This window comes from Micromonospora sp. NPDC047644 (assembly GCF_040704315.1).
Classification (GTDB): domain Bacteria; phylum Actinomycetota; class Actinomycetes; order Mycobacteriales; family Micromonosporaceae; genus Micromonospora.
Map to the genome: position 1 here is coordinate 359,284 of NZ_JBEYSY010000001.1, position 13,480 is coordinate 372,763.

The 13,480-nt window shown below is 71.6% G+C and carries 14 protein-coding genes; 5 read left to right on the forward strand and 9 right to left on the reverse strand.

Features of this window, described 5'->3' with window-relative positions; all coding sequences use genetic code 11:
- Positions 1-59 precede the first annotated feature (59 nt).
- A complete protein-coding gene (locus AB0877_RS01680) occupies positions 60-2,543 on the forward strand; it encodes a helicase-associated domain-containing protein (protein ID WP_366605692.1) in 2,484 nt (827 codons plus the stop codon).
- 31 nt (positions 2,544-2,574) lie between these two features.
- Here the strand turns inward: AB0877_RS01680 and AB0877_RS01685 are convergent, their stop codons facing one another.
- Together AB0877_RS01685 and AB0877_RS01690 are read right to left on the reverse strand one after the other, a co-directional pair.
- Complete coding sequence (locus AB0877_RS01685) at positions 2,575-2,811, reverse strand: hypothetical protein (RefSeq protein ID WP_366605693.1); 237 nt, start codon at positions 2,809-2,811, stop codon at positions 2,575-2,577.
- A gap of 97 nt (positions 2,812-2,908) precedes the next feature.
- The gene (locus AB0877_RS01690) at positions 2,909-3,787 is read right to left on the reverse strand and encodes a L,D-transpeptidase family protein (RefSeq protein WP_366605695.1); all 879 of its coding nucleotides are present in this window, start codon (positions 3,785-3,787) and stop codon (positions 2,909-2,911) included.
- A gap of 172 nt (positions 3,788-3,959) precedes the next feature.
- Here AB0877_RS01690 and AB0877_RS01695 point away from each other — a divergent pair, with 172 nt between their 5' ends.
- Positions 3,960-5,639: a DNA repair helicase XPB gene (locus AB0877_RS01695; RefSeq protein WP_366605697.1), complete on the forward strand. Its 1,680-nt coding sequence runs from the start codon at positions 3,960-3,962 to the stop codon at positions 5,637-5,639.
- Positions 5,640-6,138: 499 nt separating this feature from the next.
- On the opposite strand, the gene AB0877_RS01700 is transcribed toward AB0877_RS01695, so the two are convergent.
- Entirely contained in the window at positions 6,139-6,711 is a 573-nt protein-coding gene (locus AB0877_RS01700; protein ID WP_366605699.1) for a TetR/AcrR family transcriptional regulator, read from the reverse strand.
- A 90-nt stretch (positions 6,712-6,801) separates the two neighbouring features.
- Here AB0877_RS01700 and AB0877_RS01705 point away from each other — a divergent pair, with 90 nt between their 5' ends.
- Positions 6,802-7,173 carry a DUF4267 domain-containing protein gene (locus tag AB0877_RS01705; RefSeq protein WP_366605701.1) on the forward strand — a complete coding sequence of 124 codons (372 nt, stop codon included), beginning with the start codon at positions 6,802-6,804 and terminating at the stop codon, positions 7,171-7,173.
- 80 nt (positions 7,174-7,253) lie between these two features.
- Here the strand turns inward: AB0877_RS01705 and AB0877_RS01710 are convergent, their stop codons facing one another.
- The 6 genes from AB0877_RS01710 to ligD (AB0877_RS01735) form a co-directional block, all read right to left on the reverse strand.
- On the reverse strand, positions 7,254-7,598 hold the full coding sequence (locus AB0877_RS01710) for a toxin-antitoxin system HicB family antitoxin (RefSeq protein ID WP_366605703.1): 345 nt from the start codon (positions 7,596-7,598) through the stop codon (positions 7,254-7,256).
- Positions 7,598-7,843: a toxin HicA gene (locus tag AB0877_RS01715; RefSeq protein WP_366605705.1), complete on the reverse strand. Its 246-nt coding sequence runs from the start codon at positions 7,841-7,843 to the stop codon at positions 7,598-7,600. Before AB0877_RS01715 ends, AB0877_RS01710 begins: the two co-directional genes overlap by 1 nt.
- 145 nt (positions 7,844-7,988) lie before the next feature.
- Positions 7,989-8,711, reverse strand: a complete 723-nt coding sequence (locus tag AB0877_RS01720; RefSeq protein WP_366605707.1) for a hypothetical protein — start codon at positions 8,709-8,711, stop codon at positions 7,989-7,991.
- A 133-nt stretch (positions 8,712-8,844) separates the two neighbouring features.
- Positions 8,845-9,597 carry a TIGR03089 family protein gene (locus tag AB0877_RS01725; protein WP_366605709.1) on the reverse strand — a complete coding sequence of 251 codons (753 nt, stop codon included), beginning with the start codon at positions 9,595-9,597 and terminating at the stop codon, positions 8,845-8,847.
- A gap of 113 nt (positions 9,598-9,710) precedes the next feature.
- Positions 9,711-10,625 carry a non-homologous end-joining DNA ligase gene (gene ligD / locus AB0877_RS01730; RefSeq protein ID WP_366605711.1) on the reverse strand — a complete coding sequence of 305 codons (915 nt, stop codon included), beginning with the start codon at positions 10,623-10,625 and terminating at the stop codon, positions 9,711-9,713.
- Positions 10,615-11,556, reverse strand: coding sequence for a non-homologous end-joining DNA ligase (gene ligD, locus AB0877_RS01735; protein WP_366605713.1), 942 nt, complete (start codon positions 11,554-11,556; stop codon positions 10,615-10,617). Before ligD (AB0877_RS01735) ends, ligD (AB0877_RS01730) begins: the two co-directional genes overlap by 11 nt.
- Positions 11,557-11,642: 86 nt before the next feature.
- Here ligD (AB0877_RS01735) and AB0877_RS01740 point away from each other — a divergent pair, with 86 nt between their 5' ends.
- Both AB0877_RS01740 and AB0877_RS01745 read left to right on the forward strand, forming a co-directional pair.
- Positions 11,643-12,671: a Ku protein gene (locus AB0877_RS01740; protein WP_366605715.1), complete on the forward strand. Its 1,029-nt coding sequence runs from the start codon at positions 11,643-11,645 to the stop codon at positions 12,669-12,671.
- Positions 12,672-12,744: 73 nt separating this feature from the next.
- Positions 12,745-13,383, forward strand: coding sequence for a DUF4241 domain-containing protein (locus AB0877_RS01745; protein ID WP_366605717.1), 639 nt, complete (start codon positions 12,745-12,747; stop codon positions 13,381-13,383).
- Positions 13,384-13,480: the final 97 nt, after the last annotated feature.

Here is a 13,480-nt window from a genome sequence, read left to right on the forward strand (position 1 = left end):
CGGTCGACCGGACGTCCGAGGGGCGCGGAAGCCCGGTGCCGGGCTAGCGTGGAAAGACGATGACCACCTCACTCGCCGACCACCTGCGGTCGCTGCCCGACGAGTCACTGGCCGCACTCCTCCAACTGCGGCCCGACCTCGTCGTGCCCGTGCCGGCCGACGTCTCCGCCCTGGCCATCCGGGCCCAGTCCCGGGTCTCCGTGGCCCGCGCGCTGGACGGTCTGGACCAGTTCACCCTCCAGATCCTCGACGCCGCCCGCCTCACCCGGAACCCGGACGACGCCACCACGGCCACCGACACCGTGCTGGCGATGGCGACCGCCGGGCCGCACCCGCCGGCTCCGACGGCCGTCCGGGCCGCCGTGGGCCGACTGCGTGCGCTCTTCCTGCTGTACGGCCCGGAGCACGCGCTCCAGGTGTTGCCCGCCGTCGACGAGGTCTCCCCGTACCCCGCTGGGCTCGGCCGGCCGGCCGCGGAGCTGGACCCGCGCGCGGCCGCGCTCTGCGCGGACCCGGCGAAGCTGCGACGGACCGTGCTCGCCGCCCCGCCCTCGGCCCGGGCGATCCTGGACCGGTTGGCCGCCGGCCCGCCGGTGGGCAGCGTGCCGCCGGGGGCGTTGCAGGCGCCGCCGCTCGGCGCGGCGGACCCGGTCCTCACCGACCCGACGAACGGTGGCGCGCCGACCGGTTCCCCGGTGCGGTGGCTCGTCGACAACCGACTGCTGGTCCCGGCGACGACCGGTTCGTCCACGGCCGGCGCAACGGTGGAGCTACCCCGCGAGGTCGGCCTGTTGCTGCGCCGCGACAGCGGTCCCCTCGGGCCGCTGCGTACCAGCCCACCGCCGGTGGCCGCCGCGCCACGGGAGCCGAAAGCGGTCGACTCGGCCGGAGCCGGGCAGACCATGGAGGTGGTCCGGCACACCGAAGGGCTGCTGGAGCAGCTCGCCGACGAGCCCGCGCCGGTGCTGCGTTCGGGTGGCATCGGTGTCCGGGACCTGCGCCGGTTGGCGCGTACCGCCGGGCTGGACGAACCGACCACCGCGCTGCTGCTGGAGGTGGCGTACGCGGCGGGGCTCCTCGGTGAGCTGGAGATGCCCGGTGCGGCCACCGGCCGGTACGGGGCGGATCAGCAGGTGCTACCGACCGGCGGGTACGAGGTGTGGCGGGCCGCCTCACTGGCCCAACGGTGGGAGCAGCTCGCCCGAGCGTGGCTGACCATGACCCGACAGGTGGGGCTGGTGGGCCGCCGTGACGATCGGGACCGGCCGATCACCGCGCTCTCCGCCGAGGCCGAGCGGGCCAGCGCGCCGGCCACCCGACGGGCGGTGCTCGGCGTACTCGCCGATCTGGAGCCGGCGACGGCGCCCACCCCGGATGAGGTGCAGGAGCTGCTGGACTGGCGGGCTCCCCGTCGCAGCCGGGGCCGGGACGCCGCACACCGGGAGGTGCTGGCCGAGGCCGCACAGCTGGGCGTGACGGGGCTGGGGGCGCTCACCTCGTACGGTCGGCTGCTGCTGGGGGACCTGACGTCGACCGACGAGCGGGGTGACGACCCGCTGGGCGTGCACGCCGACGTCGAGAGCGGCGACCCGTCCGGTACCGCGCGGGCGCTGGACGCCCTGCTGCCCGCACCGGTCGACCACTTCCTGGTGCAGGCCGATTTGACAGTTGTGGTGCCCGGCCCGCCCGAGCCGGCGCTCGCCGTCGAGTTGGAGGCGATGACCGAGCTGGAGTCGGCCGGCGGGGCCAGCGTGCACCGGGTCACCACGGCGAGCGTGCGGCGGGCCCTGGATTCCGGCTACACGGCCGACGACCTGCACGACGTGTTCCGGCGTCGGTCACGTACCCCGGTGCCGCAGGGGCTCACCTACCTGATCGACGACGTGGCCCGTAAGCACGGCGGGCTGCGGGTCGGCCTGGCCGGGGCGTACCTGCGCAGCGACGACGAGACGCTGGTCAGTGAGGTGTTGGCCGACCGGCGGCTGGAGTCGTTGGCGCTGCGCCGGCTCGCGCCCACGGTGCTGTGTACGCAGTACCAGGTCGGTCGGCTGCTGGGTGCGCTGCGCGACGCGGGGTACGCCCCGGTGCAGGAGGACGGCACCGGCAGCACGGTGCTGGCCCGGCCGCGAATCCGTCGGGCCCCGCCCCGGGTGTCGGTGACCACCCGGACGATCGATCCGCTGGCCGCCCCGAAGCTGCCCATGCCCCGGCTGCTCGGTGTGGTGGAGCACATCCGGCGCGGCGACGCGGCGGCACGGGCCGCCCGACGGGCGCCTGCCGTGGTGCGCGGCGGTGCGCCCGGGCTGGGCGGCGGCCCGGTGCCGGCGCACACCCACAGCGAGGCACTGGCGGTGCTCCAGCAGGCGGTCCGGGACAAGGCGCTGGTCTGGGTGGGCTACGTCGACGCGCACGGGGCGACGGCGTCACGCCTGCTCAAGCCGGTCTCCATCGGTGCCGGTTACCTGCGGGCCGAGGACGAACGGACCGAAATGCTGCACACGTTCGCGCTGCACCGGATCACCGCGGCGGTGGTGGCGGACTGACCGACGGCGCCACCGCGCGGACGCCGTCCGGTCAGCGGCGGCTGCGGCGTACGGTGCCGACCACCGAGATGATCAGCAGCAGTGCGAAGCCGGCACCGGCGGACTCGCCGACCGAGTCGACGAAGCCCTGCTCGAGCACCAGCCAGCCGAAGAGGAACCACCCGAGCAGGAGTGTCGCCGCAACGGCGTACGCGATCACCGTCGCCCGGGACACCTCGTCGGGTGGTGCGTGTTCGTGCTCCGCGATCACGTCACGGTCGACCGTCATACCCAGCCTCCCCGCCCGGTCCGGCCCTGGACTCCAAGGGTGACACTCGTTGGTCCGGTCGGACAGGGGGTTACCGCCGCGATTCGCTCCGTGTCACTCAGGTGCCGGGGCGGCGGCCGATCAGCACCACCCGGGTGCCGACCTTGCCCAGCTCCCACATCCGGACGGCGTCGGCGTGCAGCAGGTTGACGCAGCCGTGCGAGCCGATCGACTTGTCGTGCAGGTAGGTGGTGGTTTCGTGGAAGCCCATCCCCTGCGTGAAGTGCTGCCAGTACGGCAGCCACACCTCGTACGGGTTGGACCATTCCTTGGGGTTGCGGTAGTTGACGGCGTACGTGCCGGCCGGGGTGCGGTAGCCGGACATGCCGGTGCGGGTCACCGTCGGCTCCATGATCACCTTGCCGCTGCGGAGCGCCCAGACGGTCTGCCGGGTGAGGTCCACGCAGAACGTGGTGCCGGCGCCGGCCTTGCAGCGGGTCGTGTCGGTGGTGGCGAGGCGCTGGGCCACGTCGAGGGTGGTGGGTCCGGCGCGACCCTCGACGGGGCGAATGCCGTACCTCTTCTGGAACTTCTTGATCGCCGCGCAGTCGGCGGCGGACTGCCGGCCGTCGACTGTCACCGCCCCGAACCCGCCCAACCGGGCCAGGTGGGTCTCCACCGCCCGCTGGTGCTGCCCCTGGGGGCAGCCGGCGACTGTCGGCGTACCGGTGCCGGGGGTGGTGGTGGGTGCCGTACGGGTCGGCTTCGGCGTGGGTTTCCGGGAGGGTTTGGTGGTGGGCGCGGCCGGGGTGGGCCGGCCGTGCTGGTCGGGCCCGGACGTGTCGCCCGCCCCCGTTGCCTGTTCCGCCGCACCGGCCGGGGCGGCTCCCCCGCCACCACTCCCGCCGGACTGCGGATCGAACGCGCACGCTCCCGCGCCGACCAGCACGACCACCACGAGGGCAACCAGCCGGGAGGCGATCCGGAACTGCTCCATGGGCCCTCCCCAGACAGTCGTCCCTTTACTAGACGTTCGTAAGTGCCGTCACGGTTGCGCGCGGTGAGCATCTTTCTTCCACCGTCCCGCATCGTGCAACACTGGATGGTCGGCCAGCAGCGGGTATGCGACCCGTTCCGGCCGGTCGGCCAACCGAGGAGAGGACGCTGGCGTGAGCGGTGGACCACTGATCGTGCAGTCGGACAAGACCCTGCTGCTGGAGATCGACCACCCCGACGCGCAGGCCTGCCGGATGGCGATCGCGCCGTTCGCGGAGCTGGAACGCTCGCCGGAGCACGTGCACACCTACCGGCTGACCCCGCTGGGTCTGTGGAACGCCCGCGCGGCGGGGCACGACGCCGAGGGGGTGGTGGATTCGCTGCTCAAGTACTCCCGCTATCCGGTGCCGCACGCGCTGCTGGTGGACGTGGCCGAGACGATGGACCGGTACGGCCGCCTCCAGCTCGCCAACGACCCGGCGTACGGGTTGGTGCTGCGCGCACTGGACCGGCTGGTGCTGATCGAGGTGGCCAAGAGCAAGAAGCTCGCCGGGATGCTCGGCGACAAGATCGACGACGACACCATCCGGGTGCACCCGTCCGAGCGTGGCCGGCTCAAGCAGGCGTTGCTCAAGCTGGGCTGGCCGGCGGAGGACCTGGCCGGTTACGTCGACGGTGAGGCGCACCCGATCGAGCTGGCCGAGGCCGGCAAGGACGGGCGCAAGCCGTGGACGCTGCGCTCGTACCAGCGGGAGGCCGTGGAGGCGTTCTGGGCCGGCGGGTCGGGGGTGGTGGTGCTGCCCTGCGGTGCCGGCAAGACCCTGGTCGGCGCGGCGGCGATGGCCGAGGCGAAGGCGACCACCCTGATCCTGGTCACCAACACGGTCGCCGGCCGGCAGTGGAAGCGGGAGCTGATCGCCCGCACCTCGCTGACCGAGGAGGAGATCGGCGAGTACTCGGGCGAGCGCAAGGAGATCCGTCCGGTCACCATCGCCACGTACCAGGTGCTCACCTCGCGGCGCGGCGGCGCGTTCACCCACCTGGACCTCTTCGGGGCCCGCGACTGGGGCCTGGTGGTCTACGACGAGGTGCACCTGCTGCCCGCGCCGATCTTCCGGTTCACGGCGGACCTCCAGGCCCGCCGCCGGTTGGGCCTCACCGCGACCCTGGTACGCGAGGACGGCCGCGAGGGCGACGTGTTCAGCCTGATCGGGCCGAAGCGGTACGACGCGCCGTGGAAGGACATCGAGTCGCAGGGCTGGATCGCTCCGGCCGAGTGCACCGAGGTCCGGGTGACCCTCACCGACGCGGAGCGGATGTCGTACGCGACGGCGGAGGCCGAGGAGCGGTACCGGATGGCGGCGACCGCCCGTACCAAGCTGCCGGTGGTCAAGGCGCTGGTCGACCGGCACCCGGACGACCAGGTGCTGGTGATCGGCGCGTACATCGACCAGCTGCACGAGCTCGGCGAGTACCTCGACGCGCCGATCATCCAGGGCTCGACCACGAACAAGGAACGGGAGCGGCTGTTCGACGCGTTCCGGTCCGGCGCGCTGCGAACCCTGGTCATCTCGAAGGTCGGCAACTTCTCCATCGACCTGCCCGAGGCGGCGGTGGCGATCCAGGTGTCCGGGACGTTCGGCTCACGCCAGGAGGAGGCGCAGCGGCTCGGGCGGGTGCTGCGGCCGAAGGCCGACGGCCGGCAGGCGCACTTCTACACGGTGGTGTCCCGGGACACGATCGACACCGAGTACGCGGCACACCGGCAGCGCTTCCTCGCCGAGCAGGGGTACGCGTACACGATCGTCGACGCCGACGACGTCCTCGGCCCGAAGCTGCCCACCGTCGACTGACCCGCGCGGCCTCGATCGACTCGCTTTCCAGGAAGTCGCGATGTCCGGAGCGCGGTGACGCCTCGGTTTCCTGAAAGCCGAGTCGATCAGCACGGTGGGCGCGGTGCACGGCGCGGTGGGCGCGGGCAGCGCGGCGAGTGCGGGCAGCGCGGGCAGCGCGGGCAGCGCGCAGCGCGGCGAGCGCGGGGCACGCCACGGCAGCGGGATGTCTCTCGCGCTCGCTGTGGAGCTGATGTCGCAAACGAATCAGTCGCCCGCGTGGGGCCGCCAGCAGCACGCGGTAACTGTCGTCCGCGCCACCCTGATCCGTGCCGCTGGTCCCGTCACTCCAGATCTTGGACAGTTTCCGTCACGTCGGGACGGAAACTGTCCAAGATCTCGACGACCTCGCGCTCCGACCTGTTCCAGCAGGCAACGAGCGTCAGCGCTTGCGGGACTCCGCGACGAAGACCCCACGCCCCGGACGGCCAACGACCCCGTCAGCCTTGACCTGCATCGCTCAGCGGGAGAAGCGGCCCACCAGCACCGAGAGCCGGCGGTCGTGGTCGGCGCGGCGGAGCCGGCCGCTGCGCATCAGCGTGACCAGCCCGTGCAGGCCGCTCCAGAAGGTCTCGGTGACCGCCTCCAGGTCGTCGTCGCCGACGAACGGGCGCACCGTCTCGGCCAGCTCGGCGAAGCCTCGGGCCAGGTCGGTCGGGACGTCCTGGCTGGCGAACGGCAGGTCCACGGCGAGGGTGAACATCGCGTCGTAGATCGCGGGCCGCTGCTCGGCGAAAGCGGCGTACGCCGCCGCGACGTCGGCGACCGCCTGCCGGGGGTCGGCGGCCGACGCTCGGGCCGAGACGAGGGTGGCGGCCAGTTCGGCGAAGCCCTCGACGGCCACCGCCGCCATGATGGCGTCCTTGCCCTTGAAGTGGCTGTAGAGGACGGGCTGGCTGTACTCGATCTCGGCCGCCAGCCGCCGGGTGGTCACCGCGTCCCAGCCCTCCGCCAGGGCCAGGCCGCGGGCCGCGGTGATGATGGCCCGCTCCCGTTCCGCCCGTTCCCGCTCCCGGCGTCCCTGCGTCGACATGACCACAACCCTAGCACCGCTAGCAGTTCTGCCGATGCTCTGCTAGCGTTGCTCTTACATCTAGCAGCGCTAGGAATAGGAGCCGAACTCATGCTGTCCTTCATCGCCTACGGGCTCGCCGTCGTACTCAGCCTCTTCGTCGTCTTCATCGGTGCGCGGTTCCTGCTGGTACCGCAGGCCGCCGCTGCCGGATACGGCGTGCCGGCCCGCCCGGACGGCGACCCCGCCTACCTGGCGGTCAAGGGGCTGAAGGACCTCACGTTCGGGCTGCTCGGCCTCGCCCTGATCGCCTTCACGACCGCCGAGGCGGTCGCGTGGTACATGCTGGTCGTCGCGCTCGTCCCGCTGGGCGACACCGTCATCGTGCTACGGAACGGCGGAACGAAGGCTGTGGCATTCGGCATCCACTTCGCCACCGCCCTCGTCGTCCTCCTGAACGCCGCCCTGCTGTTCGCCCTCTGACCGCGCTTCCTGGTGACATGTCCAGCGGTAGGAGCGCTCGGGTCGACCTTCGCGTTCAGCAAGTGGAAGCATGGTCGCCGTCAGGCGGCGCGGAGCTTGCGCAAGACGTACTGGTTGAGGCTCATCCCGTCTTCGGCAGCCTGAATTGCGAGTTCGCGGTGCAGGCTCTCCCCGACGCGGAGGTTGAACTTGCCCGAGTAGTTCCGCTCGGCCAACGGCTGCGGCACCTGCTCTCCCTCATCCTCCATGTCGGCCACAGTTTCTCTTAGCAAGTCCTGCAAGCCCTCCAGGGCATCGATCTGCGAAGGCGCCAGCCAGGAGAGGGATGGGAACTCGGCGCAGGTAGCGACAAATTCGCGATCCTCGACGGACCAGGTGACGCGGTAGGTGTAGTGGGACACCTCAGGACGGGATTCGGTCTCCATCACGAGGCCTCCTTCTTGTCGATCACCTTGATCACTTGCCGTACCTGGTATGCCTTGGCCTTGCCCTTATCGTTCTGGATGTTGACACGCGGGTCACCCGCCCAGGGCATCTTGAAGACCGCGTGGGAGCTGCCAGCTTGCCGAGGCTTGCCGAAGTAGTGCTCACACACCCCGTAGAGATCGTTGTAGGCGACGTTCTGCTGGTTCCTTCGCATCGCCTCGACGAGCTTGTCTATGGAGGGCACCTGTACATGGTACTACTGGCGGTACCACAGTAGCGACACCTCGCTTGATCGACTCACTGCCGAATATCGCGGGGTCCGGCAGCACCCGGATGCCCCGGTCTCGCGGGAACCGGGCGATCAAGGCGGAACGCGTGCGCCGGACGCGCTACGACGTGGGGGGTGGGCACCGGTCGGGGAGGGTGACCTCGCCGGGGCGGTGGTGGAAGGTGTCCATGGTGAACCATTCGTCCAGCTCCGGGTCGAAGAGGTTCTGCAGGCCGAACTGCAACACCTGCCACCACCGGCTCGGGTCGTGCCGGTCGACGTAGATGTCGCCGAGCGCGATCGGGAACCGGAAGAACTCCCCTGGCACCGCGGAGCCGCCGACCACCCCGACCCGCCAGTGGTCGACATGCCGGTCTGTCGGGCCCTGCAGGATCTCCGGCCCCACGTAACGAGCGGTCTTCAGCTTGTCGTTGAAGATCTGCCGGTTGAAGAACCCCGGCACCTTGCTGCACGCGCGGGGCGGGAACAGCGGGATGTTCGGCCACTTGTAGGTGAGCGTGTAGAGCGTGTTCTCGTAGATCAGGTTCGTGAACCAGATCGGGTGGTCCGGGCCGCCGGCGATCATCTGACTGTTGCCGTTCCGGCCCTGCCAGGAGAACGGCACGTCGATGCCGAGGTCCCGCACGACGTACCGGCCGGTGCCCTGGAAGTCGGCGGGGAGCAGCGGCGGGCGCGGCTCACGCGGGTCGGGGCCCGTGGGCCCGTCGGCCTGGGCCGCGCGGGGCAGCGGTGCCGCCGCCGGGCCGGGCGCGACCACCCCCAGGGCGAAGAGTCCGCCGGCCACCGCCGCGACCACAACCCGAGGTGTACGCCTCGAAGCCATCGACCCTCCGCCGGTGTGCACAGTGGCCGCGCCCGGACCCTCGGCGCGTGCCTTCGGCGAAGCGTATGAGCAGGAGAAATGTGAGAGCTGACGGAAGGCAGCGGCTCCACCGGTCGGGTGACCCGGGACAGCCTCAGAGGACGCGGGTGACGCGTTCCGCGGTGACGATCGCGTCCCGTCGCGCCGGGTCGAGGTTGGCGCTGATCACCACTGACGCGCCGGCCGAGAGCGGTGCCAGCAACCACTTCAGCGGCTGCTCGGTTTCGGCGGCGTCGACCAGCAGGCGGTCGCCGGGGCGCAGGTCCAGCATCGTGGCGAACTCCTGGGCGAGCGCACCCCACTGACCGTAGGTGGTGCCGTCGGCGGTGGCCGGGTCCGACGGGTGGATGGCGGTGTGGTCGGGCGTGCCGTCGCCGTGCCGGAGCACCTCGGCGGACCAGTCCAACCAGCCCAACGGCACGTCGTCCAGCCGTCCCGGACCGGTGCCGACGAGGTAGCGGTGCGGCGCGTCCGGCACGTCCTCCAGCCAGTCGTCCTGCCGCTCCGGCGTCACGAAGACCGCATCGAACGGCCGGTCGCCGCCCGGTTCGAGCACCGCCAGGCCCGCCGTGGCGCGCGGCCGGAACGACACCGCCAGGCCCGAGGCCCAAGCCCCCAACAACACGGCGGCGGTACGCCAGTGCGGTGGCAGCAGGACCGCTACGCGGCTGCCGGGGCCGAGGCCGCAACCGTCCCGCAGCAGGCCGGCGCTCCGGGCCGCCCACTGGCCGACCTGCTGGGCGGTCAGGTCGACGCGCTCGCCGGTCGCCTCGTCGCGGTAGCTGAGCAGCGGGCGCTCGGCCTCGACGGGCCGGGCCGCCAGGTCGGCCGTGTCGGTCGGCTGCATCTCCACGCTCCCCGGGTCGACGTCGGCACCACCCTACTCACCGACTTTGGTCGCGCCGGTCGTCAGCCGATGGCCGTATCGGGTGGCCGGGCGGTTCCTACCGTCGGTGCCCGTCAGCGGGTGGGCAGTTCCGGGCCGCCGTCGAGCAGGGGGCCGAGCAGGTCGTCGTACTCCTCGACCCGGGCCAGGACCTCGGCGGCGGTGAACTGGCGGACGGCCGGCTTCCGGCCGCGCGCGCCGGCCTCCACCTCGTCCCAGGTCAGCGGCGTCGACACCGACGGCACGGACTGGGCCCGCAGCGAGTACGGCGCCACTGTGGTCTTCGCCGCGTTGTTCTGGCTCCAGTCGATGAAGACCTTGCCCGGTCGAAGGTTCTTCGCCATCTTCGACACGATCAGCTTCGGGTGGGCCGTCTCCAACTCCTGCGCGATCCGCCGGGCGTAGTCGGAGACGAGGTCGGACGACTGGGTGCCGGCGATCGGGCAGCAGAGCTGCATGCCCTTCTTACCGGACGTCTTCGGGTACGACTCGATGCCGTCCTCGGCGAGGCGGTCGCGCATCAGCACCGCCACCGGGCAACACTCGGCGAGCCCGGCCGGCGGGCCCGGGTCGAGGTCGACGACCATCATGTCCGGGTGCTCGCCCACCTTCCACTGCGGTGTGTGCAGCTCCAGGGCGGCCAGGTTGGCCAGCCAGACCAGGGTGGGCAGGTCGTCGGCGACCACGTAGTCGATGGTCTCCCGGCCCTTCGTCGACCCGGGCGCCGGCAGGTTCTCCACCCGCACCCAGTCCGGGGTCGCGGCCGGCGTGTTCTTCTCGAAGAACGACTTGTCGTCCACCCCGTTGGGGAAGCGGATCCGGGTGACCGGTCGGTCCCGCAGGTGCGGCAGCAGCACCGGCGAGATCCGGGTGTAGTAGTCGATCACCTCGCCCTTGGTGAACCCGGCCGCCGGGTAGAGCACCTTGTCCAGGTTGGACAGCTCCAGCGCGCGACCCTCGACGTCCACCCGTAGCCGGTCAGCCGGCATCGTCGACCTCCTCCGGAGGCTTGTCCGGGCGCAACCGCAGCACCCGGGGGAAGCGCAGCCGGCCGTCGGGGGTGCGCTGGCCGTACTTCACCTCCACCACCACCTGGGGTGTTACCCAGATGGCGCCCCGCGCATCCTCGCGCGGCACCCCCGGCGCGAACGGTGACACGCCGGAGCGCAGCGGCTCCAGCTCGGCGAGGAGCTGCCGCTCGATCGCCGCGCCGATGCCGCCGCCGACCCGACCCCGGTAGATCAGTTGGCCGTCCGGGCCGGGGACCCCGACCAGCAGCCCGCCGATCCGGCGCGCGCCCGGTCGCCAACCGCCGACGACGAAGTCGCCGGTCACCTCCAGCTTGACCTTCACCCAGTCCGGCGAGCGCACCCCCGGGCGGTAGACGGCCCCGGAGCGCTTGGCCATCACACCCTCCAGGCCGTGCTCCCCGGCCGCCTCGTAGGTCGCCGGCCCGTCGGTGAACGTCGGTGGCACCGCCCACCGGAGGCCACCGAGCGCCAGCGCGTCCAACGCCTCGCGGCGACGCTCGTACGGCCAGCCGGTCAGGTCGTCGCCGTTCAGCCGGAGCAGGTCGAAGATCATGTACGTCACCGGCATGACCGCTGCCAACCGGGCCGCCTTGACCCGGTCCCGGACGTGCATCCGCTCGGCCAGCGCGGTGAACGACGGCTGCCCGTTCTGGCCGAGCAGCACCACCTCACCGTCGAGCAGCGCGTCGTCGACCTGTTCGGGCAGGGTCGCCAACTCCGGGTACGCGGCGGTGATCTCGACGCCGGAACGGGCATACAGGTGTTGACCGCCGCCGGAGATGTCGGCCAGGGCGCGGACGCCGTCCCACTTGAACTCGTACGCCCAGCCGTCGCCGGCCGGCAGCGGCCCGGTCATCGCGAGCATCGGCTTGAGCGGCGCTCCGGGCACGACCCGAATTGTAGTAGCGGCCCGAACACCTCGCGTCCGGTTCCAACGGATGCGAGCATGGTCGATACCGGGGAAGGGAGCGCAGGATGCGTGCAATCTGGAAGGGAGCCGTGTCGTTCGGGCTCGTCTCGATCGGGGTGAGGCTCTACTCCGCGACCGAGGAGAAGGACATTCGGTTCCACCAGGTGCACCGTGAGGACGGCGGCCGGATCCGCTACAAGCGCACCTGCTCGGTCTGCGGCGAAGAGGTCACCTACGACGACATCGCCAAGGGCTACGACATCGGCGGCGGCGAGATGGTGATCCTCACCGACGAGGACTTCGCCGACCTGCCGCTGACCAGCTCCCGCGCCATCGACGTGCTGGAGTTCGTGCCGGCCGAGCAGGTCGACCCGATCCTCTACAACAAGGCGTACTTCCTCGAACCCGAGGGCGCCGCGACCAAGCCGTACGTGCTGCTGCGCGACGCGCTCATCGACTCGGAGCGGGTGGCCATCGTCAAGGTGGCGCTGCGCCAGCGGGAGCAACTGGCCACGCTGCGGGTCCGCGAGGGTGTGCTGCTGCTCAACACCATGCTCTGGCCGGACGAGATCCGTACCCCGGACTTCGGTTTCCTCGACGAGGACCTCAAGGTGCGCCCCCCGGAGCTGGCCATGGCCAGCTCGCTGATCGACTCGATGACCGGCGAGTTCGAGCCGGACGTCTTCACCGACGACTACCGGGCCGCGTTGCAGGAGGTCATCGACGCCAAGGTGGAGGGTCGGGAGGTCGTCCAGCCGGAAGAGGTCGAGGAGGCCCCGGCCGCGGCGGTGGACCTGATGGCGGCGTTGAAGGCCTCGGTGGAGCGGGCCAAGGCGGCTCGCGGCGAGCAGCCCGCCGGCGGGGGTGGTGGCGCGGGTGAGCCGACGCCCATCTCGTCGGCCCGGTCGGCGCAGAAGGCAGCCGAGAAGAAGGCGGCCAAGGCGCCCGCGAAGAAGACCGCGGCGAAGAAGACGGCCGAGAAGAAAGCGGCGGAGCCGGCGAAGAAGACCGCCACCAAGAAGACCGCCGCGAAGAAGGCGGAGCCGGCGAAGAAGACCGCCGCACGCAAGACCGCACCCCGCAAGAGCGCCTGACCGTACGGCAGCGGCGACGGTGTCCGCCTCGCCGGGTACGCTCCGCCGGCCGCTGGCGACCGGAGGAGCCCCCATGCCGTACACCCCTGATCTGGACCGGTTACTGACGCCCGGCGCCCGCTTCACCGACCAGCACGGCGGGTACCTGATCGAGGTGCACCCGGTGGGCGACATCGTGTTGCCGACCGGCCGCGTGGTCGGGTGTGACCCGCTGGTGTGCCCGGAGGCGGAGCCGTTCACCGTGACAGTGCCGCCGGGACGGCATCCCGCGCGTGCCTGGGTGGCGGTGGTGCTCCGGGAGGACGCCGAAGTGGACCGGCGGGTCGCCGCGCTGGAGCTGGTCGTCTCAGCCGAGCCGACGATCCGCTGGGAGCCGGCCGTCGCGGGTGACCAGGACGTCGCCACGCTCGGCGCGGACGACTACTTCGGCTACGGGGTGGACGCCGGTGTCGGCACCCTCGCCGACCCGACCGCGCTCGCCGTCCTGGAGGGCTGGGACGAGCACCGGGTCGAGGAGGTCTTCATCCCGGCCGAGCTGCCCTCTTCCCCGGTGCCAGGGCTCATCACCGCCGTGTTGGACGAGGCCAGTGGGGCGAACGTCGTCATCGTGACGAGCGGTTGGGGTGACGGCTGCTACGGCACCTGGATCGGCCGCGCCGCCGACGGGCGGGTCACCTCGTTCGTGACCGACTTCATGGTCGTCCCGGAATAACCGCCCGGGAAGGACCCGGAACTGTCGCGCTGGGCGATCCGAGGCGTCCGCGGCGGGCACGGTGGGCCGCTGTGCGGGTACCGTGTGCGTCGGCTTT